Consider the following 23,573-nt stretch of genomic DNA (forward strand, 5'->3'; position numbering starts at 1 on the left):
TGCACGGGAGGGACAGCGGCACCGCAGGTGCGCCGCGGGTCTGCGTCAGTCGATGGAAATCTTCACGCGCTTGACCACCTCGGCATAGCGTGCGCGGTCCTCTTGCATGAGGTCCAGCACCTGCTGCGCCGGGCCGGGGTGGGGCACGAAGCCGAAGGTGGCGAACTTCTCGCGCACGTCGGGCAGGGCCAGTGCTTCGTTCACGGCCTTGTTGATGTCGGCGGCCGTCGCCGCAGGGGTGCCGCGCGGGGCCATGAGTGCCACCCAGGTGGAGGCGTACAGGCCCTTGGGGCCGCCTGCGCTCTCCAGCGTGGGCACCTCGGGCATGGCCGGGGACTTCGCGCTGTCCGCCACGGCCAGCAGGCGCAGCCTGCCGCCGCGCACCAGCGGACCCGCCGTGGCGATGGAGCCGAAGGCCCAGTCCACCTCGCCCGTGGCCACCGCGGTGTAGAGCTGGCTGGTCTCCTTGAAGGGCACGTGCACCATCTCCACGCCGGCGGCATGCGCCAGGCGCTCGGAGGCCAGGTGGATCGGCCCGCCCACGGCGTTGGAGCCGTAGGTCAGCTGCTTGCGCTTGTCGGCGGCGGCGACCATCAGCTCCTGCACGCTCTTGTGAGGGCTGTTGGCGCCCACGGCGACGAAGAACGCCGTCTTGTACAGCAGGGCGACCGGCACCAGGTCCTTGTCGGGGTCATAGGAGAGCCGCTTGAAGATGAGGGGGTTGATGGACATGTTGCCCACGTCGACCACCACCAGCTCGCTGCCATTGGGCGCTGCGCCCTTCACGCCATTGATGGCCACCATGCCGGCGCCACCGGGCTTGGCGTCGATGACCACTGCCCGCCCCCAGCGGGCCTGCAGCTTCTCACCCACGATGCGGGCCACCACATCCGGGCCGCTGCCGGTGGGAAACACCGTGGTGATGCGCAGAGGCAGGCCCGGCGCGGGCTGGGCCCAGGCGGCGAAGGGGGCCGCCAGGGCCAGAAGGCCGGCGGTGCGGCGGGTGATGGTTGGCATGTCTTGTCTCCGTTGTTTTTGATGTCTGACCTGGTGGAATTCTTGGATGGCTGCTACCCCGGGGCACGCCCGGTCACGCGCTCCAGCAGGCCCCGGCCATCTTCGGGCCAGGCGTCGCCGCGCCAGGCCACATGCTGGTCGGGGCGGATCAAGGTGTAGCGCGCCGGGTAGAGGCTGGCGATGCCGCCCTCCTCGCACTGCAGCACCTGGATCGGCACGCCCGCAGCTTCGCACTGCGCGCGGATGCGGTCCAGGTCCGCGCGGTCGGCCTGCGCGGCGGCGAGCAGGGTGAAGCCGGTGCCGAACAGGTCGTAGAGCGAGCTGCCGTCGTGCAGCCAGGCGTGCGGCGCCAGGCTGCCCGGGCGGGACGTGGGCACATAGTTGATGAAATCCCGGGCGGGCGGCGCCGTGCCATCGGCCACGACCACGGGCGAATCCTCGTAGCGGTAGCCCAGCACCACGCCCAGCGTGGCGAATTCGCGCAGCTTCGTGGCCTGGATGCGCACGCCGATCTCTGCGCGCAGGCGCTCGCCCTCGGGCGTGTCGTCCTCCACCCCGGCAGCGGACAGCTGGTTGCCCAGCACGGCGTGGTTGGCCTCGGCCTCGGCCATCACCCATTCGTGCACGGGCCGGCGCTCGGCCTCGTAGCTGGCCAGCAGGGCATCGCCACCCCAGCCCTGCAGCCGGGCGGCGAGCTTCCAGCCCAGGTCGACGCCGTCGGCCACACCCATGTTCATGCCGTAGCCGCCAAACGGCGGGTGCAGGTGGCAGGCATCGCCGGCCAGGAACACACGGCGGTCCGCGTAGCGGTCGGCGATGAGGCGGCTGGCCACCCATTCATCGCTGCTCAGCACCTCGTAGGGCAGGTCCAGGCCCGTGGCCTGGCGGATCATGGCGGCGGCGTCCAGGTCGGAGAGCTTCACGCCTTCGGGCACCCGCGTGGGCATGAAGAACCAGGTATCGCCCCGGTCCATGGGGCCGATGAGGCTGGGCAGCTCGTTGTTGACCTGCCAGTACATGATGGCCGGGCCGTGGCGGTGGGCCTGGGCCAGGCCCGGGGCACGGAACACGATGTTGTAGTTGCGCGAGAGGCCGTAGGTGCCCTCCATGCGCGCACCGATGAGCTCGCGCACCTTGCTGCGTGCACCGTCGGCCCCCACCAGGTAGTCGGCACGCACGCAGAAGTCGGTCTCATCGGTGCGGTCATGCAGGTGCACCTCCACACCCTCTTGGTCCTGCGCGAAGCCGCTGAGTTCGCAGTTGAAGCGCAGCTCCACCGTCGGCAGCGACTGGGCGTGGGCGCGCAGCACCTCCTCCACCGTGTACTGCGGGATCCATTGCGCGTGCTCGGAGTACAGCGGGTTGCGCCCGGGGGCGCAATACATGGCATTCTCGAAACGGGTCAGCTCCGGCCCGGCCAGGCGGGTGACGAAGACCACGTTGGAGGGGTAGTGCATGCCCAGCGGCGAGGCGGCGCGCAGCTGGTCGGCGATGCCCCAGCGGCGCAGGTGCTCGCGGGTGCGCACATTCGTCGTCTTGGCGCGCGGGGCATAGCCCACACGGTCGTTGCGCTCCACCAGCAGGCAGCGGATGCCGCGGTGGCCGAGCTCTATGGCCAGCGCCAGGCCGACGGGGCCGGCGCCTACGATGAGGACCTGAACGGATTTCATGGGGACTTTTTCTGGATCGGCATCAAGAACATGGGGGCGATCGTAGGCAGTGGCCCGTGGTCGTGAAAGACGGCAAAATACGCTGACTGATCGAAATTTACGATCACCAAACCCGCCTATGAAATTCAATGCCCTGCGCGATTTCCTGGCCGTGGCCGAGCGTGGCAGCCTGCGTGGCGCGGCGCGCCAGTTGGGCAGCGCCCAAGCGGCCCTGAGCCACAGCATCCAGGAGCTGGAAAAGGACCTGGGCGTGCCGCTGTTCGAGCGCGGCAGCCGGGGCGTGGCCCTCACGCCCATGGGCGAGGTCTTTCTGCGCCGGGCCAAGTCGGTGGTGGAGAACGTACGCCGTGCGCGCGAGGAGATCGAGCAGATGCGCGGCCAGGTGCACGGCCGCCTGGCCATCGCCATGTCCAGCGTGCCGCACCTGGCGCTGTACCCGGGGGCGCTGCGCGCGTTTCGCCAGCGCTATGCCGACGTCAAGCTGGACATCATGGACGCGGTGTACCCGCGCGTGGAGAGCCGGTTGTTCGACGGCAGCCTGGACTTTTATGTGGGACCCGCGCCCGCCGACACGGCGGCCGGCCTGGTGGTGGAAAAGCTGTTCGACAACACGCGCGTCGTCGTCGGCCGCAAGGGGCATCCGCTGGCGGGTGCGCGCTCGCTCAAGGACCTGGCCGGTGCGGAATGGATCACCAGTTCCGTGACCTACAAGGCCGAGGAGGAGATCGGTCCGCTCTTCCAGCAGCATGGCCTGCCCCCACCCCGCCTGGTGATGAGCTCGCACTCCACCCTGACCTTCCTCACCTCCATGGTCTATTCGGACCTGCTCATGGTGCTGCCGATCCAGTGGACGCAGTCGCCCCTGTTCGGCATGGTGCAGCAGATCCCGGTGCGCGAGCTGATCCCCGCGCCGCCGATCTGCCTGGTGGCCCGCAGTGGCATGCCGCTGACACCCGCAGCGGAGTACTTTTGCGACATGCTGCGCCGCGAGGCGAACCACCTGGTGGTACCGCCGGGCGCCTAAACGGCGGCGCAGACCCCGTCGGCACGCGGATCGGTCGCGCCCTCGATGCGGCCATCGGGGTGGAAGGCCACCGCCCCGGCATGGCCCATCATGTCCTCGAAGGCGCCCACCACCTGCACGTCGTGGCCGGCGGCGCGCAAGGCGTCCACCAGGGCCGGGTCGGCGCGCGATTCGAGCTTGAGGTTGGTGGATTGGTCGCCCCAGGTGCGGCCCAGCAGCCAGCGCGGCGCCGTGACGGCGGCCTGCATGTCCTGCCCGAACAGCACATGGCGCGTGAACACCGCCGCCTGGGTCTGCGGCTGGCCCTCGCCGCCCATGGTGCCGTACGCCAGCACACGCCCGTCCTTGAGGTGCGCCAGCGCAGGGTTGAGGGTGTGGAACGGCAGGCGCCCGGGCGCCAGCTGGTTGGGCCCCGCGCCCAGCGTGAACGAGGCGCCGCGGTTCTGCCAGTGCAGGCCGGTCTCGGGCAGCACGATGCCGCTGCCGAACTCCCAGTAGATGCTTTGGATGTAGCTCACGACATTGCCGTGTGCATCGGCGGCACCCATCCACACGGTGTCGCCGGGCTCCGTGGGTTCGGGCCAGGGTGCGGCGCGCTGCTTGTCGATGCGCGCGGCCTCGGCTTCCAGGGACGCGGCCTGCAGGAAGGCGGCCGGGTCGGCCTGCATGAAGGCCGGGTCACCCACATGCCGGTTGCGCCAGGCGAAGGCGCGCTTGGTGGATTCCACCAGGCCATGCACATGGGCAAAGCCCTCGGCCTGGCCCACGCCCAGGCGGTCGAACAGACCCAGGATGGCCAGCGACGAGACACCCTGCGTGGGCGGCGGCTGGTTGAACACGCGGCCGGCCGAGAGCTGCACCGACAACGGTGCCACCCGCGCCGCATGCCAGCCCTCCAGGTCGGCCAGCGCCAGCGGGCTGCCCAGGGCCTGCAGATCGCGCGCCATGCTGCGCGCCAGGTCGCCGCGGTAGAAGTCGTGCAGCCCGGCCTCGGCCAGGCGCTGCAGCGTGGCCGCGGTGCGCGGCTGGCGCAGCGTGTCGCCGCGGTGCGGCTGCCCCTCGGGCGCAAAGGCGGCGGCAAAGCCGGGCACATGTTCGAGCTCGGCCCACTTGGCGCGGGTCAACTCCACCTGCGAGGTGGTGATGGGCACGCCCTCGCGCGCATGGCGGATCGCGTCTTCCAGCAGGCGCGCCAGCGGCAGCGGCTTGCCGCCCCAGCCGCGCGCCACTTCCAGCGCCTCTGCCCAGCCGCCGATGGCACCGGCCACGGTGAGCGCCGCGCGCGGACCGCGCGTGGGAATGGCCGCATCGCCATGTGCCTGGTAGAACGCGGCATCGGCCGCCCGGGCCGCACCGCCGCAGGCGCGCACGGCCACCGGGGCCGCCGCGCCCGGCTGGTGGATGAGCCAGAAGCCATCGCCGCCCAGGCCGTTCATGTGCGGGTAGACCACGGCGATGGCGGCGGCCGCCGCCACCATGGCTTCGACCGCGTTGCCGCCTTCGCGCAGCACGGCGGCGCCGGCCTGTGCGGCCAGGTGGTGGGGTGCGGTGACCATGCCACCGCGGCTTTGCAGACTGTGCAACATCGAAAAGTCTCCCGGTTTCTCAATCCATCAACGATACATGCGCCGCGACCACGCACCAACCCTGTCCGGGCATGCGCACCCAGGTCTGCTGCTGGCGGCCCGTGCGGGCGCTGCCTTCGCGCGTGAATTCGGTGCTGGCGGTGGCGAAGTCGCGCCCGTAGGTCGTGATGCAGGTGTTGCGCAGCGTGCGCGCCAGCCCTGCGGGCGAGCGGCCGCTGCGGAAGGCGCGGATGGCATCGATGCCGTAGAGGCATTCCGTGGCGCCGTAGCGCACGGTGTGCGGGCTGTGGAAGAACAGCGCGTCGAGCACCTCCACCTCGTTGTGGACCAGGGCATGCTCGTAGCGTGCAAACGCGGCCGTGACCTCGGCGAGGACATCGGGCAGGTTGATGCTGGTGGTGCCGTCGTTCATGTCAATGTCCCCCGCCGAGATACGCCCGTGTGAGCGCATCGTTGGCCGCGATCTCGGCTGCCGTGCCCTGGGCCACCACGCGGCCACCTTCGAGCACATAGGCCCGGTCGGCCAGCGACAGCGCCAGCGCCGCCATCTGGTCCACCAGCACCAGGGTCATGGATTCGTCGCGCAGGCGCGCGAGCGAGGCGAACAGCTCCTCGATGACCTTGGGCGCCAGGCCCAGCGAGGGCTCGTCGAGCAGCAGCACGCGCGGGCGGCTCATGAGGGCGCGGGCGATGGCCAGCATCTGCTGCTCGCCGCCCGAGAGCAGGCCGGCGCGCTGGTGCAGGCGCTCGCGCAGCCGCGGAAAGCGCTGCAGCATCTCTTCCACGCGTGCCTCGCGGCCCTCGGGATGGAGGAACGCGCCCAGGCGGATGTTGTCGAGCACCGAGAGCTCAGGAAACACCTGGCGCCCCTCAGGCACCAGCACCAGGCCGCGCGCCACGATCTGCTCGGCGCGCAGCGGCCCCAGCTCCACCCCCTGCAGGTGGATGCCGCCCTCCACGGGCCGGTGCAGGCCCGCCAGGGTGCGCATCAGCGTGGACTTGCCGGCGCCGTTGGCACCCAGCAGGGCCACCATTTCGCCCTGGCGCACGCGCAGGTCCACCGCGTGCAGCACGGGCTCGGCGCCGTAGCCGGTGGTGAGCCGGCCCACGCCCAGCACCTCGGGCGCATCGGTGGGCAGGCCGCGGTCGGCGGCGGCATGCACGGCCACCGCGCCACCCGCGCCTTCGCCCAGGTAGGCCTTGCGCACGGCGGGGTGGGCCTGCACCTCGGCCGGCGTGCCCTCGGCCAGGTGGCGGCCCGATTCCATCACCACGACATGGTCCGACAGGCCCATGACGAGCGCCATGTCATGCTCCACCAGCAGCACGCCCACGCCCTGGTCGGCAATTCGGCGCAGCAGCGCCGAGAGCTGGTCCTTGTCCTCGGTGGACAGGCCCGCAGCCGGTTCATCGAGCAGCAACACCTGGGGCCGCATGGCCAGGGCGCGCGCGATCTCGACCAGGCGCCGGTCCACATGCGCAAGGTCGGCCGCGGGCACCTGCACGGCGCCCCGGTAGCCGCACCAGGCGAGCAATGCCCGTGCCTCGTCGCGCGCACCGGGCGAGCACACCCGCCCATCGCCCAGCAGCGGGCCCAGCGTGCCGCGCGCCAGCGCCAGGGCCACGTTGTCGAGCACGCTGAGCGAGCCGAAGAGCTGCGAGGTCTGGTAGCTGCGCGCCACCCCGGCCCGCGCGATGCGCCAGGCGCCCCGGCCCTGCAGTGGCTCGCTGCCCAGCAGCGAACCGCCAGCGGTGGGGGTATAGAAGCCGCTGAGCATGTTGAGCACCGTGCTCTTGCCCGCGCCATTGGGCCCGATCAGGCTGGTGACGGCACCGGGGCGCACGGAAAAGGACAGCTCGCTCACCGCGCGCACCCCGCCAAACACCATGGACAGGCCTTGTGCGCTCAGCGCGCGGGCTTCCACAGGCTGTAGCGCGGGCAAGGCATCGCCTTGGGCGGCATCGGGGGATGCAGCGCCGGGCGCCGCGCGGCGCAGGCGCGCCAGCAGGCCCACCAGGCCCTGCGGCGCCACCCACAGCACCACCAGCAGCAGTGCGCCGAAGAACAGCAGCCGGTATTCCTCCAGGCTGGAGAGCAGCTCGGGCAGCAGGCCCACGATGACCGCACCCACCAGCGGCCCGGCGATGCTGCCCGCGCCACCGATCATCACCACCAGCACGAAGAGGATGGACTGCAGAAAGGAAAAGCTGTGCGGCGTGACGAAACCCGACAGCGGTGCATACAGCCCGCCCGCCAGCCCCGCGAGCAGTGCCGACACAGCAAAGGCCATGGTCTTGACCACCAGCGGGTTCAGGCCGATGGACTCGGCCGCCGTCTCGGAGTCGCGCACCGCGCGCAGCGCCGCGCCCCAGGCCCCGCGCGACAGGCGCACAAAGGCCAGCAGCGCCACCGCCGCGGCCACGACGGCCAGCACCGCAATGGCGCGCTCGCCACGCAGAGCGTCGATACCCAGCGCCGGCGCGGCAATGCCCATGATGCCGTTCTGCCCGCCCGTGAGGTCGCGCATCTCCACCGCGCTGTGCTCCACGATCAGGCCGAAGGCAATGGTCACCATGGCGAGATACGGGCCCTTGACGCGCAACGCCGGCAAGGCGAGCAGCGCACCCATGGCGCCGGCCAGCAGTGCAGCAACGGGCCACGCAGCCCAGAAGCTCCAGCCCGCCTTGGTGGTGAGAATGGCCACCGCATACGCGCCGATGGCGTAGAAGCCCACATGCCCGAACGACACCTGGCCCGACAGGCCCAGCAGCACGTTCAGGCCGATGCCCACCAGCGCCAGCAGTGCCACGTTGGCCAGCACGAACACGTAGTAGCCGTTGACCTGCGTGGCCAGCGCCAGGCCCACGGCCACACCCAGCGCGGTGAGGCCCAGCAGCGCCGGCATAGCCAGCCCGCGCGCGGACGAAGAAAGGTGAAGGGGTGCAGTCTGCATGGAAAGAGGCGTTGTCTTCTTCGTCATACCTTGCGCACCAGGGCACGCCCGAACAGCCCGTTGGGGCGCACGGCCAGCGCCACGATGACGAGCGAGAAAGTGAGGATCTGCGTGTAGCCCGAGCCCAGCGTGGCGGTGATCAATGCCTCGGCCACACCGAAGATCAGCCCCGCGGCCATCACGCCCCAGGCGCTGCCGATGCCGCCCAGGATGGCGACCGCAAAGGCCTTGAGGCCGAACAGCGTGCCCATGTCGGACTGCACGTTCACGAGCGGAGCGATGAGCACGCCGGCCACGCCCGCAAACACGGCCGACAGCGCAAAGGCCGTCGCCACCACGCGCCCGATGGGAATGCCCATGAGCCGCGCCGCATCGCGGTTCTGCACCACAGCCAGCATGGCCGTGCCCCAGCGCGTGCGCCGCGCCACGAAGTGCAGCACCGCCGCCAACACCAGGCCGATGGCCGGGATGAGCAGCTGCAGCGGGTACACGCCCAGCCCCAGGCCGCCCAGGGTCATGGGCGCCTGGGCCAGGGGCGAAGGCAAGCTGCGCGGCTCCTTGCCGAAGGTGAACATGGCCAGGTTGTCGACCACGATGCCCAGCGCCACGGTGGCCATGAGCCAGGCGTCCGAGTTGCGGCGCGCGAAGGGCCGCACTGCGAAGAACTCCACGGCCAGGCCATAGAGTGCGCACAGCAGCAGCGCCAGCAACACTGCCAGCGCCATGGGCCAGCCCAGCACCATGGCGAAACCATAGGTGAGCACGGCGCCCAGCATCATGGAGCTGCCCTGGGCGAAGTTCACGGTGCCGGAGACCACGAAGGTGACGTGAAAGCCCAGGGCCATGAGCCCGTACATGCTGCCCAGGCCGATGCCGCTGATGAGGGCGGAGAGAAAGAGCATCGTGGTGATCGAAGAAGAAGGGGAGAAGCAGGAAAGGTCCCGCACCATGCAGGGCGCAGGACCGCGTGGCATGCAGGGCTTATTTTTCGAGGCCCACCGGCAGGATGCGGTTGCCGATGAACTGCGCCCACACGTAGTCGTTCTCGCTCAGCGCATCGTGGTTGGCTTCGTTGAAGGGCTTGTCATAGGCCTTGATCAGGCCCTCGTACTTGCCGATCTTGTAGAAGCCCTGGCGCACGGCGTCGCCTTCGGTGCTGCCGGCCTGGGTGATGGCCAGGGCGGCGAGCTGCATGGCGTCGTAGGCATTGGCCACGCCCACGGCGGGGGTGATGTTGTCGGGGCCCTTGATGTCGGGGTACTTGGCCTTGAGCGCGGCCACCACCTTCTCGCCCACCGGGCCCTGCTTGCCGAAGAAGCTGTAGGTCTGCACGAAGTGCACGTTCTTGGCGTTGGGGCCGGCCAGTTCGGTGAAACGGCCGCCCGCGGGGCCCCAGTGCGAAACGATGGGCACCTGCCAGCCCATGCGGTCCAGCGACTTGACCACCTGGGCCGAGGGGCCCACGTTGCCCACCAGGAACAGCGCGTCGGCGCCCGCGGCCTTCAGGCGCGTAAGCTGGGGCACCACGTCCACGTCGCTGTCGCCGAACTTCTCGATGCCGGCGGGCTTCATGCCCTTGGCGCTGAGCGCCGCGGTCAGGCCCTTCTCGTTCGATTCGCCCCAGGGGTTGTTCACCAGGATCATGCCGGGGTTCTTGGCGTTGAAGGTCTTTTGCGCATAGGCCAGCATGCCGCGGTCCACGATCTCGTCCACGGCCGAGACGCGGAACGCAAAGTTGGGCTTGGCGCCGTTCTTGGTCACCGGTGTGCCGGCGGCCCAGGGGCCCATGAAGGGCACCTTCTCCTGGTTGGCCAGCTGCACGATCGCGATGGAAACGGGCGTGTCGAGTCCGCCGAAGAGCACGGCCACCTTTTCCTTGTAGATCAGCTCGCGCGCGGCCGTCACACCCTTGGCGGGGTTGGCCTCGTCGTCGCGGCGCACCAGTTCGAGCTTGCGGCCGCCCAGCAGGCCGCCCTTGGCATTGATTTCCTCGATGGCGATGGTCAGGCCGCGCGTGATGGCATCGCCCGCCAGCGCGGACTGGCCCGACAAGGCCGTGACTAGGCCGACCTTGATCGGCTCGGCCGCATGGGCAACGCCCAGGGCGGCCCAGGCGGCAGCGGTGGCAAGCGTGGCCACGGCGAAGCGGCGGCGGGTGGTGGGGAATGGCATGGCGGGTTCTCCTGCGGTTGCGGGTGGACGAAGGGAATGGATCGAAGGCGGGTTCTCACCGCCACACCGCTGCCACCAGCAAGCACCGTGCCAATGTCAACAAATAATCATATTCATTGGCAACTTATCCAATATCCAATTGTCGACAATCTGGCACATGCTTTGCTGACAAACAAACCACACCGGCATTTCCGCCGTTTTGCCCCAATCCGCAGCATTGCGCACCCAAGCGGTGCAATCAGGAGCACCAACATGCAGCAGCACACCACCCCTCCCGGCCAGGACGCCGGGGCCATCGTCGAAGAATTCCTGCGCCTGGTGATGGTTCCGGACCCCGTGGCCGCCAGCCGCTTCGTGGCGCCTGGCCTGGCCATCCGTTTCACGGGCGGGCGCCCCATGCGCCAGCCCGCCGAATGCAGCGCCTTCAACGCCACGCGCTACGCCTGGGTGAAAAAGAAGTTCGAGAGCACCGATGTGGTGGCCGGCGCCACGCACGAGGAGGCCGTGGTCTACAACACCGGTACGCTCTACGGCGCCTGGCCCGATGGCACGCCCTTCGAGGGCAACCGCTATGTGGACCGCTACGTGCTGCGCCGCGGCCTGATCGTGCAGATGGATGTGTGGAACGACAGCGCCGAGTGGCTGCTGGTGCGCGCCGGCCTGGCCGCGCCCTGGACCACACCGGGGGCCGGCGCATGATCACCAGCATCTATGGCGACGGTCCGCTGCCCACGCATGGCCGCTTCGACTACAGCCCCATCACCCGCCGGCCGGACTACACCTGGCCGAACGGCGCACGCCTGGCCGTGTACCTGGGCTTCAACCTGGAGCACTTCGCCTTTGGCGGCGGGCTGGGCGCACGCATCGGCCCGGCATCGCCCGAGCCCGACGTGCTCAACTACAGTTGGCGCGAATACGGCAACCGCGTGGGCGCATGGCGCTGCCTGGAACTGTTCGACCAGCTGGCCCTGCCGGCCGGCTGCATCCTGAACACGGCCCTGTACGACCACTGCCCCGAGCTGCTGGCGGCCTGCGCGGCGCGCGGCGACGAGCTGATCGGCCACGGCCACACCAATGCCGAGCGCCAGGGCGACTTCGCTGAAGGCCAGGAGGCCGCGCTGCTGGCCGCCTGCCGCGGGCGCATCGCCGCCGAGAGCGGCACGGTGCCCGCAGGCTGGCTTTCGCCCTGGATCTCGGAGAGCCCCACCACGCCCGACCTGCTGGCCGAGGCCGGCTACCGCTACACCCTGAACTGGGCGCACGATGACCAGCCCGTGCCCATGCACACGCGCAGCGGCCAGCGCCTGTGGTCCGTGCCCTACCCGCAGGAGCTCAACGACATCCCGATGATCATTGCGCGCCAGCTCGACGGCAAGGATTTCGCGCAGATGATTGTCGACAATTTCGACGAGATGCTGCAGCAGTCAGCCAGGGAGCCGCTGGTCATGGGCATTGCCCTGCACCCTTACCTGGTGGGGCAGCCCTACCGGCTGCGCCACCTGCGCCGGGCCCTTTCGCACGTGGCGCGCGCACGCGATGCCGGCGCCATCTGGTTCACCACGCCCGGCGCCCTCTGCGCGCATGTGGACGCCCTCTTCCCCCTCTGACCCGTCCACCGCCCATGCAGACCCCCTCCCCTGCCCGCCCCGGGCTCCCTTTCATCGACACCGTGCAGGCCTGGGTGCCGCACGGGCACTTCACCCTGGATGGCGCCCCGGCGGGCCCGCTGGCCGGCCTGCGCTTTGCCGCCAAGGACGTGTTCGACGTGGCCGGCCACCCCACGGGCGCGGGCAACCCCGCCTGGCTGGCCAGCCACCCCGTGCCCACGCGCCACAGCGCGCTGGTGCAGCAGGTGCTCGATACCGGGGCCACGCTGTGCGGCAAGGTCATCACCGACGAGCTGGCCTACAGCATCCACGGCCACAACCGGCACTACGGCATGCCGCTCAACAGCGCTGCGCCCGAGCGCATCCCGGGTGGCTCGTCGAGCGGCTCGGTCGCGGCCGTGGCCGCGCGCCTGGTGGACTTTGCGCTGGGCACGGACACGGGTGGCTCCACCCGCGTGCCTGCCAGCTACTGCGGCGTGTGGGGCCTGCGCACCACGCATGGCCTGGTCCCGCGCGCCGGGCTGGTGCCGCTGCACGAGAGCTTCGACACCGCGACCTGGTTCGCACACGATGCGGGCACCTTCGAGCGCGTGGCCCAGGCACTGCTGCCCGCCACCCCTTTTTCGGCCACGCGCGCCCTGCTGCTGCAGGACGCGGCCGCCGAGGCCGACGCGGAGGTCGCCGCCCTTTTGCCCCAGGTGGCCGACGTGCTCGCCACGCTGCTGCCCCAGGGATGGGCCATGGCCACGGCAGCCCAGGGCAGCTCGCTGGAAAATTGGCGCCGCCACTACGTGGCCTGGGGCGCCTACGAGGCCTGGCACGCCCATGGCCGCTGGATCACGCAGCACGCACCCGGCTTCGACGAAGCGATTGCCGGCCGCTGGCAGGCCGCCTCGCAGGTCACGGCCGACGCCGCGGACGACGCGTTCAACGCAGGCCTGGCGGCACGCGCCCAGGTGCGGGCCCTGGTGAACGCAGGCGCGGTGCTCGTCGTGCCCTCGGCCGCCAGCGTGGCACCCTTGCGCAGCGCAGGCGGCCCGGAGATCGACGCCATCCGCGCGCGCACCCTGCGCATCTGCTGCATTGCCGGCCTGGCCGGGCTGCCCCAGGTCAGCCTGCCACTGGCCACGGCCGGCGGCCTGCCGGCGGGGGTGTCGCTGATCGGCCCCGCCCGCAGCGACCTGGCGCTGGTGCGCCTGGCCGTGCAGGCCTGGCGCACCTGGCAGGGACTGCAGGACGGCGCACGCTGAAGGCGCGACAATGGGGGCAACAACATCCGCCGGACCGCGCGACGACCGACCGCAGGCGTTCCGGGCGAACACCATGGCCACCAAGACAACTCCCCGCGCCAGCGCCAAGCCAGCGCGGGCTCCCCTCCCCTCTGCCAAGCCCGCTGCCCCCCTGCAGGAAAGCGACCTGCCCGGCCTGCCGGGCCTGCGCACGGGCGACGATGTGGAAACACGCATCTACAACACGGTCTACGAGAGCGTGATGACCCAGCGCCTGACGCCGGGCACCAAGCTGCCCGAGGCCTCGCTGTGCGAGCTGTTCGATGTGCGCCGCGCCACCGTGCGCAAGGTGCTGCAGGCGCTGGCGCACGACCACATCGTGGAGCTGCGCCCCAACCGCGGCGCCATCGTGGCCGAACCCACGCCCGAAGAGACACGCCAGGTCTTCGAGGCACGCCGCGCGCTCGAGGGCGCCATCGTGCGCCTGGCCACGCGCCACGCCACGCCCGAGGACATCGCCTCCCTGCGCCGCCAGCTGGCCGCAGAGCACGATGCCATGCACCGCTTCACCCAGCCCGCCTGGGCGCGCCTGGCCAGCGCCTTCCACCTGCACCTGGCGGAGCTGTCGCGCAACCCGGTGCTGCAGCGCTACCTGATGGAGCTGGTCTCGCGCTGCTCGCTGATCGTGGCGCTCTACGAGCCGCCCGGCAAGGCCTCGTGCGAGCACGAGGAGCATGCGCGCGTGGTGGACCTCATCGCCCAGGGCGATGCCGAAGGCGCCGCGCGCGAGATGGAGGCCCATCTGCTGGCGCTGGAGCACAGCATCACGCTGCAGCAGGAGCGCAGCGACAACAACCTGGCGCGCATGCTGGGCATGGCCTGAAGTGAAACACCCCCTGAGTCGCTTCGCGCCTCGGCACCACCGCCAGAGGCAGCGGCTCTTCGGGCACGTCCAAGCCTGCGCAGGCAGGCTTGGAGCCGCGGCCCTCAGCCCCTCTCTCGCCTCGCTGCGCGAGTCGGGAGGGGGACGCTCCCGGTGCGGCGGGGCGGCCCTTGCACGGGAGCACTGGCCTTGGCCGCGCCAGTTTCATGCGTCGTGGGTGGCGTGCAGCGCAATGAATAACTGATACGACCGCAAAAGCTTCTTCTCAATTGTCAGCGGCTCGCGACCGGGCCAGGCGCTCGCTTTGCCAATAGACATCGTCCCCGCCATCCATGCGGTTGAGCACGCGCGCCAGCACGAACATCAGGTCCGACAGGCGGTTGAGATACTGGCGTGGCGCGTCGTTGAGCGGCTCTTCGGCGCCCAGGCCCACGACCACGCGCTCGGCGCGGCGCGCCACGGTGCGGCAGACATGGGCCTGCGCTGCGGCGCGCGTGCCCGCGGGCAGGATGAATTCCTGCAGCCTGGGCAACGACGCGTTGTAGTGCGCCAGCGCTTCATCGAGCTGCAGCACGGCTTCGGGCTTGAGCAGCTCGTAGCCCGGGATGGACAGCTCGCCGCCCAGGTTGAACAGCTGGTGCTGGATCTGTACCAGCAGTGTGCGCACGTCGTCGGGCAAGGTCTCGCACAGCAGCAGGCCGATGTGGGAATTGAGTTCGTCCACATCGCCCATGGCATGGATGCGCGTGCTGCTCTTGGACACGCGCTGGTCATTGCCCAGGCCGGTGGTGCCGGCGTCGCCGGTGCGGGTGGTGATGGCGGTGAGTCGGTTGCCCATGGCAGCAGGTCTCCGGTGCGGCATGCCCGGATCGGGCGCGCCGAGCGGGTGCGGGGAAAGGAACAGTGTGGCCGCATTGTCCCGCATCGGGCCACCAAGAAAAACGGCGGTGGCTGCGCGCCATCCGCTGTGGGGTTTGGAGGCGCAGGCCCGGGCCTGTGCCCCCAGGTTCAGGCGCCGCCATGGCGGCCGTCAGTGCACGGCCACGGCACGGCGGTTGGCCGCATCGATTTCGGCGGTGGAGACCAGGCCGTTCTTGGCGCTGGACTGCATGCTGGACCAGGCATCGGCGTGGTAGCGGTCCCATTCGGCGCGCGACACCATGCCATCGCCGTTGGCGTCCATCAGGCGGGCGTTGGTCTTCTTCTCGGCATTGGCGGCCGCCTTGCCGCCAGCCGCCGTGGCGTCGATCTCCGGCGCTGCTGCGGTCTTGCCCATGCCGGCCGCAGGGTTGGCCACGGCGGCGGCCGAGTGGGCCTTGCGGTTGTCGACCTTGTCCTGGGCCATGGCCGCTGCCGCGCCGCCCGATGCAGAGGGCGCCACTTCGGCCGGCGTCTTGCCCACGCCGACAGGGGCCTGGGCCAGTGCAGCGCTGCAGGCGATGGCAGCCAGGGAAGCGAGGAGGGTGTGCTTGGTGGTCATTGGGAGGTCCTTTGAGATGGTTGGAAAAGCAAGAGCCTGCAAGAAGCTCTGGTGCGATTGTTCAACCCGCCCTGCACCGGGGCTGTAGGACGTGCGCAGGCCCTCGCGTGGGACTTCAAGCGCCACGCGCAACTGCTTGCCCCACTTCAGGAAACCACACTCACCAGGCGTTACACCGGGCAGGCAAATGTAGGCCCAGGCAACAGCAGGCAAAATGGCTGGCCTCCGAAGGCTGCCTGCGGTGCAATGGCGACCTGTTCAACTTTGGAGCACACCACCCATGAAGACCCCAACGACCCTGAACACCTCCAAACCGCTCAAGGCCGCCCACCCCTTCGATGCCAGCAGCGCCCTGCTGTTCGCCGTGCTTTCGATCGGGGGTTTCACCGCGGTCTCCGCCGCCCATGCCCAGACCGCCCAGGCCAATCCGCCCCTGAGCGCGCCAGCCAACAGCGCCACCCGGCCTGCGGCAACGAGCCAGGGCGTGACCCCGCCCATTCCCCACAGCGCGACGACCCCGTCGCCCGCGCTGGCACCGCAGCTTGGCGGCACGGCCAGTACCACCCAGCAGGTACAGAACTCACAGGCCGGTGTCGCCTTTACCCGCGCCGACGCCAACCGCGATGGCCGGCTGAGCCCGCAGGAGGCCGTGATGCTGCCCGCCATCAGCGAAAAGTTCGAGGCCCTGGACCGCAACAAGGACAAGTTCCTGTCGCTGGAGGAATTCGCCCTGGCCACCAAGTCCTGAGCACCGCGGCTCTGGCCCTTCCCTTCTCCCCCCATTCCCAAGGCACGCTGCGGCGTGCCTTTTCCGTGGCCGATCACGCTGCGGCGTGCCTTTTCCGTGGCCGATCACGCTGCGGCGTGCCTTTTCCGTGGCCGGTTTCTTCGGTCAGTCGTGCAACGAGGACAGGAACTGCTGCAGTTCGGGCGTCTTCGGGCTACCGAAGAGTTCGGCAGGCGTACCGCTCTCGTGCACGCGGCCCTGGTGCATGAAGATCACGCGGTCGCTGACCTTGCGCGCGAACGCCATCTCGTGCGTGACCATCATCAGCGTCATGCCTTCGAGCGCCAGCGATTCGACCACGCGCAGCACTTCGCCCACGAGTTCGGGGTCCAGCGCCGAGGTGATCTCGTCGCACAGCAGCACCTGCGGCTCCATGGCCAGGGCGCGGGCAATGGCCACGCGCTGCTGCTGGCCGCCCGAGAGCTGGTCGGGCATGGCATCGAACTTCTCGGCCAGGCCCACGCGCGTGAGCAGCTGGCGCGCCTGCTCGGCCGCGGCCTTGGCATCGCGCGCCTTCACCAGCGTGGGCGCCAGCATGATGTTGCGGCCTACGGAGAGGTGCGGGAACAGGTTGAAGTTCTGGAAGATCATGCCCACCTGCTGGCGCAGCGTGCGCATGGCGGTGGGGCTTTCGTGCAGGAGCTTCTGGCCGTTGACGCTGAGCGCGCCCTCCTGGAACACCTCCAGCCCGTTCACGCAGCGCAGCAGCGTGCTCTTGCCCGAGCCGCTCTTGCCGATGATGCAGACCACCTCGCCGCGCTGCACCTTGAGATCGATGCCCTTGAGCACCTCGTTCGTGCCATAGGACTTGCGCAGCGCCGTGATGTCCACGATGGGACGGCCCGGCACGGCGTCGGTGGGCACTGCCGCGCCCAGGGTGTCAGTGGCGGTTGCCATGGAGTTTCCTTTCAAGGGATTGCGCCACCAGGCTCACCGGGAAGCACAGCGCAAAGTACAGAAGGGCCACGCAGGCGTAGACCAGGAAGGGCTTGTAGGTGGCGTTGGAGATCATGCTGCCGGCCTTGGTCAGCTCCACAAAGCCGATCACCGAGGCCAGGGCCGTGCCCTTGATCACCTGCACCAGAAAGCCCACGGTGGGCGGCACGGCGATGCGCAGCGCCTGCGGCAGCACCACATGGCGCAGCTGCTCGCGGAAATTGAGCGCCAGGCTTTGCGCCGCCTCCCACTGGCCCTTGGGGATGGCCTCCACGCAGCCGCGCCAGATCTCGGTCAGGTAGGCACTGGTGTAGAGCGTGAGCGCCACGGCGGCCGCGGTCCACGGCGAGGTCTTGATGCCGAACAGCGCGATGCCGAAATAGGCCAGGAACAGCTGCATGAGCAGCGGCGTGCCCTGGAAGATCTGTACGTAGGCCCCGATGGCGCGCTGCGCACCGCGCAGCTTGGCCAGGCGCAGCACCAGCAGCGCCATGCCCACGATGCCGCCGCCGATGAAGGCGATGAGCGAGAGGCTCACCGTCCAGCGCGCGGCGCCGAGCAGGTTGCGCAGGATGTCCCAGATGGAGAACTCGACCACATTACCTCCCGACCAGGAAACGCGCACCCACCCACACCAGCAGGCGCCGGGTGAGCATGGACAGCGCCAGGTACACGATGGTGGCCACGATGAAGGCCTCGAACGCGCGGAAGGTGTTGCTCGAGATCAGGTTGGCCGCGTAGCTCAGCTCGGGCGTGGAGATCTGGCCGCACACGGCCGAGCCCAGCATGACGATGATGATCTGGCTCACCATGGCCGGCCACACCTTGAGCAGGGCCGGCGGCAGCACCACGCGGCGGAAGGTCTGGCCCGGCGTCAGGGCCAGGCTGGCCGCCGCCTCGACCTGGCCGCGCGGCGTGGCCTCGATGCCGGCGCGGATGATCTCGGCCGAGTAGGCCCCGAGGTTGATCACCATGGCCAGCACCGACGCCAGCTCGGGCGTGAGCTTGAGCCCCAGCGCCGGCAGGCCGAAGAAGATGAAGAACAGCTGCACGATGAAGGGCGTGTTGCGCACCAGCTCCACATACGAGGCCACGGCCCAGCGCAATGCCGCCGGGCGCGGGCCTAGGTTGCGCGCCCGGGCCCAGGCGCAGGCCGTGCCCAGCAGCAGGCCGAGCACGGTGCCCACGATGGTGAGCCCTATCGTCCAGGCCACGCCGCGCAGCAGCAGGGGCCACTGCGAGAACACGGCAGAGAAATCCAGTTGGATCAGCATGGTGGGCGTGCCCTGCCGCGCTCATCGCGCAGCAGGCCTGTGCAGGGAGGAAGGGGACGGGGAGGTGTTGACTTACTGGGGGAGATCACCGGCGGGGCGACCCAGCCACTTGCTCGACAGCTTGTCGATGTCGCCGGACTTCTTGGCGTCGGCAATGATCTCGTTCACGCGCGTGCGCAGCTTGTCCTCGCCCTTGGCCACGCCGATGAAGTTGGGGCTGTCCTTGAGCAAGAGCTTGTATTCGGTGGCCAGGCCGGGGTTCTTGACCATGATGGTGCCGGCCGTCGATGCGCTGGTGGCAATCGCCTGCGTCTGGCCCGAGACGAAGGCCGAGATGCTCGCGGCGTGGTCCTCGAAGCGCTTGACGTCCACGCCGGCGGGCGCGACCTTGGCCAGCTCCTGGTCTTCCATGGCGCCGCGCGTCACGGCGACCGACTTGCCGGCCAGGTCGGCAAAGCTCTTGATCGACAGGCTCTTGCTGGCGAACACGGCCTGGAAGAAGGGTGCGTAGGCGGCGGTGAAGTCGATCACCTTCTCGCGCTCGGGGTTCTTGCCCAGGGTGGAGATCACGAGGTCGGCCTTCTGCGTCTGCAGGTAAGGGATGCGGTTGGCGCTGGTCACGGGCACCAGCTCGACCTTCACGCCCAGCTTGGCGCCGATGTAGTTGGCCATTTCCACGTCCAGGCCCTGGGGCTTGAGGTCGGTGCCGACAAAACCGTAGGGCGGGTAGTCGGTGGGGATGGCGATCTTGATTTCCTTGGCCTTGAGGATGTTGTCCAGTGCGTTCTGGGCATGCGCAGCGGGGGACAGCAAGGCGACGGACAGGCCTGCTGCGGCCAGCAGGCCCAGGGTGGTACGGCGGTGGGTAGAGACGGCGCGGGGGGTCATAGCAAGGCTCCTAGGTAGGGGGATGTGTCGTCGGGCGGGGTGGAAACAGGCTTCTTGGCCGCGGCCTTGCCGCGCGCTGCGCGGGCCTTGGCCGGGGCGTCGGGGGCCGCGGCGCTCTTGCGCACCGGGGCCAGTGCATCGCGCAGCTCGGCCAGCGGGTCGTGGGCGGCCTGCAGGCGCAGCGCGTCCTGCACGGTGCCGATGTGTTCGGACATGAGCGCCTCGGCGCGGGCGATGTCGCCGGCTTCGAGCGCCTCGACGATGCGCACATGGTCGGCGCAGGACTGGGCCGCATCGTGCGAGGACTGGTAGAGCATGGCGATCAGCGTGGTGCGCGCCGTGAAGTCGCGCAGCGTGTCGGCCAGCAGGCTGTTGCCCAGGCATTCGGCCAGGCAGACGTGGAAATCGCCCAGCAGAAAGCTGCGCGCACCCACATCGGTGCCGGCCAGCGCCGCTTTCTCGCGCTGCAGGTGGTTCTTGAGCTGGCGCACGGCCGCCTTGTCCACCGACTTGAGCTGGTGCAGCAGGCCGAGCTCGATCACACGCCGGGCCTCGAAGGCCTCGCGCGCCTCGTCCTCGGACGGCTCGATCACGTACCAGCCGCGGCGCGCGCTCACGGTGACGATGCCGCGCGTGGACAGCCGCGTGAGCGCCTCGCGCACGATGGTGCGGCTGCAGTCGAACAGCATGGCCAGCTGCTGCTCGCCCAGGCGCGAGCCCGGGGCGAGCTTCTGGGCCATCACGGCTTCGATGATGCGGTTGCTGATGTCGGTGGCGGAGGTCATTGACACCCTCTACGCAGAAAGCGTGCCAACTGGTATACAAGCTCAATGCACCAGCTTGGCGCACCACAGGGATGCACTGGCCAGGGCACTGCACTGCCGTGGCGCATGCAGCAGTCAGGTTCTCGGCCCTCTGCCCCGCGCCTGGGCACAGCGCCCTAAAATGAATCCCACACCCAGATACCGCACGGAGACACGCCATGAACGCCCCCACCGCCGCCTCGCACCTGCTGCCCGAAATCCATCTGCGCGAGGTGCCCCAGGCCCTGATCGAGGCCCTGCAGGCACGCTTTGGTGCGCAATGCTCCACGGCCCAGGCCGTGCGCGAACAGCATGGCCGCGACGAAGGCTCGCTGCAGGCGCCGCCGCCCTCGGCCGTGGTGTTTGCCGAGAGCACCCAGGACGTGGCCGACGCCGTGAAGCTGGCCGCCCAGTACGAGGTGCCGGTGATCCCCTACGGCGCGGGCTCCTCGCTCGAAGGCCACCTGCTGGCCGTGCAGGGCGGCATCAGCATCGACGTGGCGCGCATGAACCAGGTGCTCAGCATCGATGCCGAAGACCTCACGGTGACCGTGCAGCCCGGCATCACACGCAAGGCGCTCAACGATGCGATCAAGGACACGGGCCTGTTCTTCCCCATCGACCCCGGCGCCGACGCCAGCATCGGCGGCATGAGCGCCACGCGCGCCAGCGGTACCAATGCCGTGCGCTACGGCACCATGCGCGAGAACGTACTGGCGCTGGAGGTGGTGACGGCCAGCGGTGAAGTGATCCACACCGGCACGCGCGCCAAGAAGAGCAGCGCGGGCTACGACCTCACGCGCCTGATGGTGGGCAGCGAGGGCACGCTCGGGATCATGACCCAGATCACCGTGCGCCTGTACCCGCTGCCCGAGGCCGTGTCGGCCGCCATCTGCTCGTTCCCGAGCATCGAAGCGGCCGTGCGCACCACCATCCAGACCATCCAGCTCGGCGTGCCGATCGCGCGCGTGGAGCTGATCGACCACAACACGGTGCGCATGGTCAATGCCCACAGCAAGCTCGGCCTGCGCGAAGAACCCATGCTGCTCATGGAATTCCATGGCTCGCCGTCGAGCGTGAAGGAACAGGCCGAGACCGTGCAGGAGATCGCCAGCGAGTTCGGCGGCAATGCCTTCGAGTGGGCCAGCACGCCCGAGGAGCGCACGCGCCTGTGGACCGCGCGGCACAACGCCTACTTCGCGGCGGTGCAGAGCCGCCCGGGCTGCCGTGCCATCAGCACCGACACCTGCGTGCCCATCAGCCGCCTGGCGGACTGCCTGCTCGACTCGGTGGCCGAAGCCGACGCCAGCGGCATCCCCTACTTCCTGGTGGGCCATGTGGGCGACGGCAACTTCCACTTCGGCTACCTGCTCGACCCCAACATCCCCGAGGAGCGCGTGACCGCCGAGGACCTGAACCACAAGCTCGTGGCGCGGGCCCTGGCGCTGGGCGGCACCTGCACCGGCGAGCACGGCGTGGGCCTGCACAAGATGGGCTTTCTGCTCGACGAGACGGGCGCCGGCGCGGTGGACATGATGCGTGCCATCAAGCGCGCGCTGGACCCCAAGAACATCCTGAACCCGGGCAAGATCTTCGCGCTGTGAAGGCTGCCGCCGGGCAGCGCCAGTCGACACGGCCCGGTTTGCGGGCATAAATCACGCAATCGTGCAGGGCGTGGCTTGCCTTGCGGCCAGGCTGGCGTATCGTGGCCGATCCCCGGCCCCCTGCTTCGCCCCGCCCATGCACACCTTCATCCGCCCCCTGGTCCTGGCCGTCGCCCTGGTGGGCGGCCTGTTCTTCGGCGCCCTGCTGCTCCTGTCCGTGGCCAAGCCGACCTGGGTGGAGCACCAGGCCCGGGACCTGATCCGCGCGCAGATCGAGCGCAAGACCGGCGAGAAGATCGCGGCGCTGGACGCGAGCTTCCTCGACGGCCGGGCCCGCGCACTGCTGCAGGACCATGAGCGCGAGATCGCGGCGGCCCGCCGGGCCCTCACCGAGGGCCTGCCCGCGCGCATCGCCGCCATCGCGGCCCAGATGGGCGTGCCCGAATGCGAGTGCCGCAAACGCTACCGCGAAGGCACGGAGCTGCGCCTGGGCACCCTGCAGCAGATGCAGGCCCAGCTCGCGGCGCTGATCCGCAGCCAGTACCTGGACACTGCCGACCAGTTGCAGCGCGAATTGCGCATCTTCAGCGGCGCCAATGCGCTGGCCTTTGCCCTGCTGGGCGTGGCCGCCCTGCGCCGCCCTGCCGCACGCCTGCAGCTGTTGCCGGCCGCGGCCACCCTGCTGCTGGCCACCGTGGCCGCCAGCGGGTTCTACCTGTTCGGCCAGCACTGGCTGCACACCATCGTCTTCGGCGACTACGTGGGCTGGGCGCTGCTGGGCTATATTGGGCTGGTCTATGCATGGCTGTGCGACCTGCTGCTCAACCGGGCGCGGGTGACCGCCCACCTGCTCAGCAGCGCAGGCGGCAGCGTCGCCCCATGCTGACCCCCGAAGCAACAAGACACCACCCCACCATGCGCATCGCCTTCGTCTCCGACATCCATGGCAACCTCGCGGCCCTCGAAGCCGTGGCGGCGGACATCGCCCACCGCGGAGCCGACCGCGTGGTGAACCTGGGCGACAACCTCTCGGGGCCTTTGCTGCCGCGCGAGACGGCACAGTGGCTCATGGCCTCGGACTGGCTGTCGCTGGCCGGCAACCACGAGCGCCAGGTGCTGCAGCTGCGCTCCGGCCATGGCAGCCCGTCGGACCAGTACGCGCACAGCCAGCTCACCGAAGAGGAGTTCGCCTGGATGCGCAGCCTCACCCACACCCTGCGCCTGGGCGAAGACGTGCTGCTGTGCCACGGCTCGCCGCGCAGCGACCACGAATACCTGCTCGAAACCCTGGACGGCCATGTGGTGCGTGCCGCTACCCCGGCAGAGATCGACGAGCGCCTGGCGGGCCAGTACGCGCCGCTGATCGCCAGCGGCCACACCCATGTGCCGCGCCAGGTGCGCCTGGGCGCGGGCATGCTGCTGGTCAATCCCGGCAGCGTGGGCCTGCAGGCCTACGACGACGACCACCCCGTGGCCCACAAGGTGGAGAACGGCACGCCCGATGCGCGCTACGCCATCGCCCAGCGGACTGAAGAGGGCTGGCAGGTGGAACACCACGCGGTGCCCTACGACCACGAGTCCATGGCGGCGCTGGCCGATCGAAACGGCCGCCCCGGTTGGGCGCATGCCCTGCGCACGGGAACCATGCCCTCCTGAGCC

General features: G+C 69.7%; 23 protein-coding genes. 9 read left to right on the forward strand and 14 right to left on the reverse strand.

Going from position 1 to position 23,573, the window contains the following annotated elements; translation table 11 throughout:
* Positions 1–45: 45 nt before the first annotated feature.
* Together HNP48_RS01620 and HNP48_RS01625 are read right to left on the reverse strand one after the other, a co-directional pair.
* Entirely contained in the window at positions 46–1,017 is a 972-nt protein-coding gene (locus tag HNP48_RS01620; RefSeq protein WP_184855100.1) for a tripartite tricarboxylate transporter substrate binding protein, read from the reverse strand.
* Between the two features lie 53 nt (positions 1,018–1,070).
* On the reverse strand, positions 1,071–2,687 hold the full coding sequence (locus tag HNP48_RS01625; RefSeq protein ID WP_184855101.1) for an FAD-dependent monooxygenase: 1,617 nt from the start codon (positions 2,685–2,687) through the stop codon (positions 1,071–1,073).
* Between the two features lie 118 nt (positions 2,688–2,805).
* Here HNP48_RS01625 and HNP48_RS01630 point away from each other — a divergent pair, with 118 nt between their 5' ends.
* Positions 2,806–3,711, forward strand: coding sequence for a LysR family transcriptional regulator (locus HNP48_RS01630; protein ID WP_184855102.1), 906 nt, complete (start codon positions 2,806–2,808; stop codon positions 3,709–3,711).
* Here the strand turns inward: HNP48_RS01630 and HNP48_RS01635 are convergent.
* The 5 genes from HNP48_RS01635 to HNP48_RS01655 form a co-directional block, all read right to left on the reverse strand.
* Positions 3,708–5,297, reverse strand: coding sequence for a gamma-glutamyltransferase family protein (locus tag HNP48_RS01635; RefSeq protein ID WP_184855103.1), 1,590 nt, complete (start codon positions 5,295–5,297; stop codon positions 3,708–3,710). The two genes, HNP48_RS01630 and HNP48_RS01635, sit on opposite strands and share 4 nt — an antisense overlap.
* 19 nt (positions 5,298–5,316) lie before the next feature.
* Entirely contained in the window at positions 5,317–5,709 is a 393-nt protein-coding gene (hpxZ, locus tag HNP48_RS01640) for an oxalurate catabolism protein HpxZ (protein ID WP_184855104.1), read from the reverse strand.
* A gap of 1 nt (position 5,710) precedes the next feature.
* Positions 5,711–8,251 (reverse strand): branched-chain amino acid ABC transporter ATP-binding protein/permease, encoded by a 2,541-nt coding sequence (locus tag HNP48_RS01645; RefSeq protein ID WP_260420047.1) that lies wholly within the window; start codon positions 8,249–8,251, stop codon positions 5,711–5,713.
* Positions 8,252–8,274: 23 nt separating this feature from the next.
* Positions 8,275–9,153 carry a branched-chain amino acid ABC transporter permease gene (locus HNP48_RS01650; RefSeq protein ID WP_184855105.1) on the reverse strand — a complete coding sequence of 293 codons (879 nt, stop codon included), beginning with the start codon at positions 9,151–9,153 and terminating at the stop codon, positions 8,275–8,277.
* A 79-nt stretch (positions 9,154–9,232) separates the two neighbouring features.
* A complete protein-coding gene (locus tag HNP48_RS01655) occupies positions 9,233–10,423 on the reverse strand; it encodes an ABC transporter substrate-binding protein (protein ID WP_184855106.1) in 1,191 nt (396 codons plus the stop codon).
* Positions 10,424–10,675: 252 nt separating this feature from the next.
* Between HNP48_RS01655 and HNP48_RS01660 the strand changes: the two genes are divergently transcribed.
* The 4 genes from HNP48_RS01660 to HNP48_RS01675 all read left to right on the forward strand — a co-directional run bounded on the left by HNP48_RS01660 (position 10,676) and on the right by HNP48_RS01675 (position 14,142).
* Positions 10,676–11,122: a nuclear transport factor 2 family protein gene (locus HNP48_RS01660; RefSeq protein ID WP_184855107.1), complete on the forward strand. Its 447-nt coding sequence runs from the start codon at positions 10,676–10,678 to the stop codon at positions 11,120–11,122.
* Complete coding sequence (locus HNP48_RS01665) at positions 11,119–12,030, forward strand: polysaccharide deacetylase family protein (protein WP_184855108.1); 912 nt, start codon at positions 11,119–11,121, stop codon at positions 12,028–12,030. Before HNP48_RS01660 ends, HNP48_RS01665 begins: the two co-directional genes overlap by 4 nt.
* A gap of 14 nt (positions 12,031–12,044) precedes the next feature.
* Positions 12,045–13,280, forward strand: a complete 1,236-nt coding sequence (locus tag HNP48_RS01670; protein WP_184855109.1) for an amidase — start codon at positions 12,045–12,047, stop codon at positions 13,278–13,280.
* 73 nt (positions 13,281–13,353) lie between these two features.
* Positions 13,354–14,142, forward strand: coding sequence for a GntR family transcriptional regulator (locus HNP48_RS01675; RefSeq protein ID WP_184855110.1), 789 nt, complete (start codon positions 13,354–13,356; stop codon positions 14,140–14,142).
* Between the two features lie 265 nt (positions 14,143–14,407).
* On the opposite strand, the gene HNP48_RS01680 is transcribed toward HNP48_RS01675, so the two are convergent.
* Complete coding sequence (locus tag HNP48_RS01680) at positions 14,408–14,980, reverse strand: cob(I)yrinic acid a,c-diamide adenosyltransferase (protein ID WP_184855111.1); 573 nt, start codon at positions 14,978–14,980, stop codon at positions 14,408–14,410.
* 192 nt (positions 14,981–15,172) lie between these two features.
* Complete coding sequence (locus HNP48_RS01685) at positions 15,173–15,622, reverse strand: hypothetical protein (RefSeq protein WP_184855112.1); 450 nt, start codon at positions 15,620–15,622, stop codon at positions 15,173–15,175.
* A 280-nt stretch (positions 15,623–15,902) separates the two neighbouring features.
* Between HNP48_RS01685 and HNP48_RS01690 the strand changes: the two genes are divergently transcribed.
* Positions 15,903–16,370, forward strand: a complete 468-nt coding sequence (locus tag HNP48_RS01690; RefSeq protein ID WP_184855113.1) for an EF-hand domain-containing protein — start codon at positions 15,903–15,905, stop codon at positions 16,368–16,370.
* 144 nt (positions 16,371–16,514) lie between these two features.
* Here the strand turns inward: HNP48_RS01690 and HNP48_RS01695 are convergent, their stop codons facing one another.
* The 5 genes from HNP48_RS01695 to HNP48_RS01715 all read right to left on the reverse strand — a co-directional run bounded on the left by HNP48_RS01695 (position 16,515) and on the right by HNP48_RS01715 (position 20,292).
* The gene (locus tag HNP48_RS01695) at positions 16,515–17,306 is read right to left on the reverse strand and encodes an amino acid ABC transporter ATP-binding protein (RefSeq protein ID WP_260420048.1); all 792 of its coding nucleotides are present in this window, start codon (positions 17,304–17,306) and stop codon (positions 16,515–16,517) included.
* The gene (locus HNP48_RS01700; protein ID WP_184855644.1) at positions 17,290–17,943 is read right to left on the reverse strand and encodes an amino acid ABC transporter permease; all 654 of its coding nucleotides are present in this window, start codon (positions 17,941–17,943) and stop codon (positions 17,290–17,292) included. The genes HNP48_RS01695 and HNP48_RS01700 overlap by 17 nt, the downstream gene beginning before the upstream one ends.
* A gap of 1 nt (position 17,944) precedes the next feature.
* Positions 17,945–18,619: an amino acid ABC transporter permease gene (locus HNP48_RS01705; RefSeq protein WP_184855114.1), complete on the reverse strand. Its 675-nt coding sequence runs from the start codon at positions 18,617–18,619 to the stop codon at positions 17,945–17,947.
* 72 nt (positions 18,620–18,691) lie between these two features.
* On the reverse strand, positions 18,692–19,507 hold the full coding sequence (locus tag HNP48_RS01710; protein WP_184855115.1) for a transporter substrate-binding domain-containing protein: 816 nt from the start codon (positions 19,505–19,507) through the stop codon (positions 18,692–18,694).
* Entirely contained in the window at positions 19,504–20,292 is a 789-nt protein-coding gene (locus HNP48_RS01715; protein WP_184855116.1) for a GntR family transcriptional regulator, read from the reverse strand. The genes HNP48_RS01710 and HNP48_RS01715 overlap by 4 nt, the downstream gene beginning before the upstream one ends.
* A 197-nt stretch (positions 20,293–20,489) precedes the next feature.
* On the opposite strand from HNP48_RS01715, the gene HNP48_RS01720 reads away from it, so the two are divergent.
* The 3 genes from HNP48_RS01720 (at position 20,490) to HNP48_RS01730 (ending at position 23,570) form a co-directional block, all read left to right on the forward strand.
* Entirely contained in the window at positions 20,490–21,914 is a 1,425-nt protein-coding gene (locus tag HNP48_RS01720; RefSeq protein ID WP_184855117.1) for an FAD-binding oxidoreductase, read from the forward strand.
* Positions 21,915–22,050: 136 nt separating this feature from the next.
* Positions 22,051–22,800 carry a ParB/RepB/Spo0J family partition protein gene (locus tag HNP48_RS01725; RefSeq protein WP_184855118.1) on the forward strand — a complete coding sequence of 250 codons (750 nt, stop codon included), beginning with the start codon at positions 22,051–22,053 and terminating at the stop codon, positions 22,798–22,800.
* Between the two features lie 29 nt (positions 22,801–22,829).
* Complete coding sequence (locus HNP48_RS01730) at positions 22,830–23,570, forward strand: metallophosphoesterase (protein WP_184855119.1); 741 nt, start codon at positions 22,830–22,832, stop codon at positions 23,568–23,570.
* Positions 23,571–23,573 lie beyond the last annotated feature (3 nt).

It is taken from the genome of Acidovorax soli, from assembly GCF_014207955.1.
GTDB classification, from domain to species: Bacteria; Pseudomonadota; Gammaproteobacteria; order Burkholderiales; family Burkholderiaceae_C; genus Acidovorax; species Acidovorax soli_A.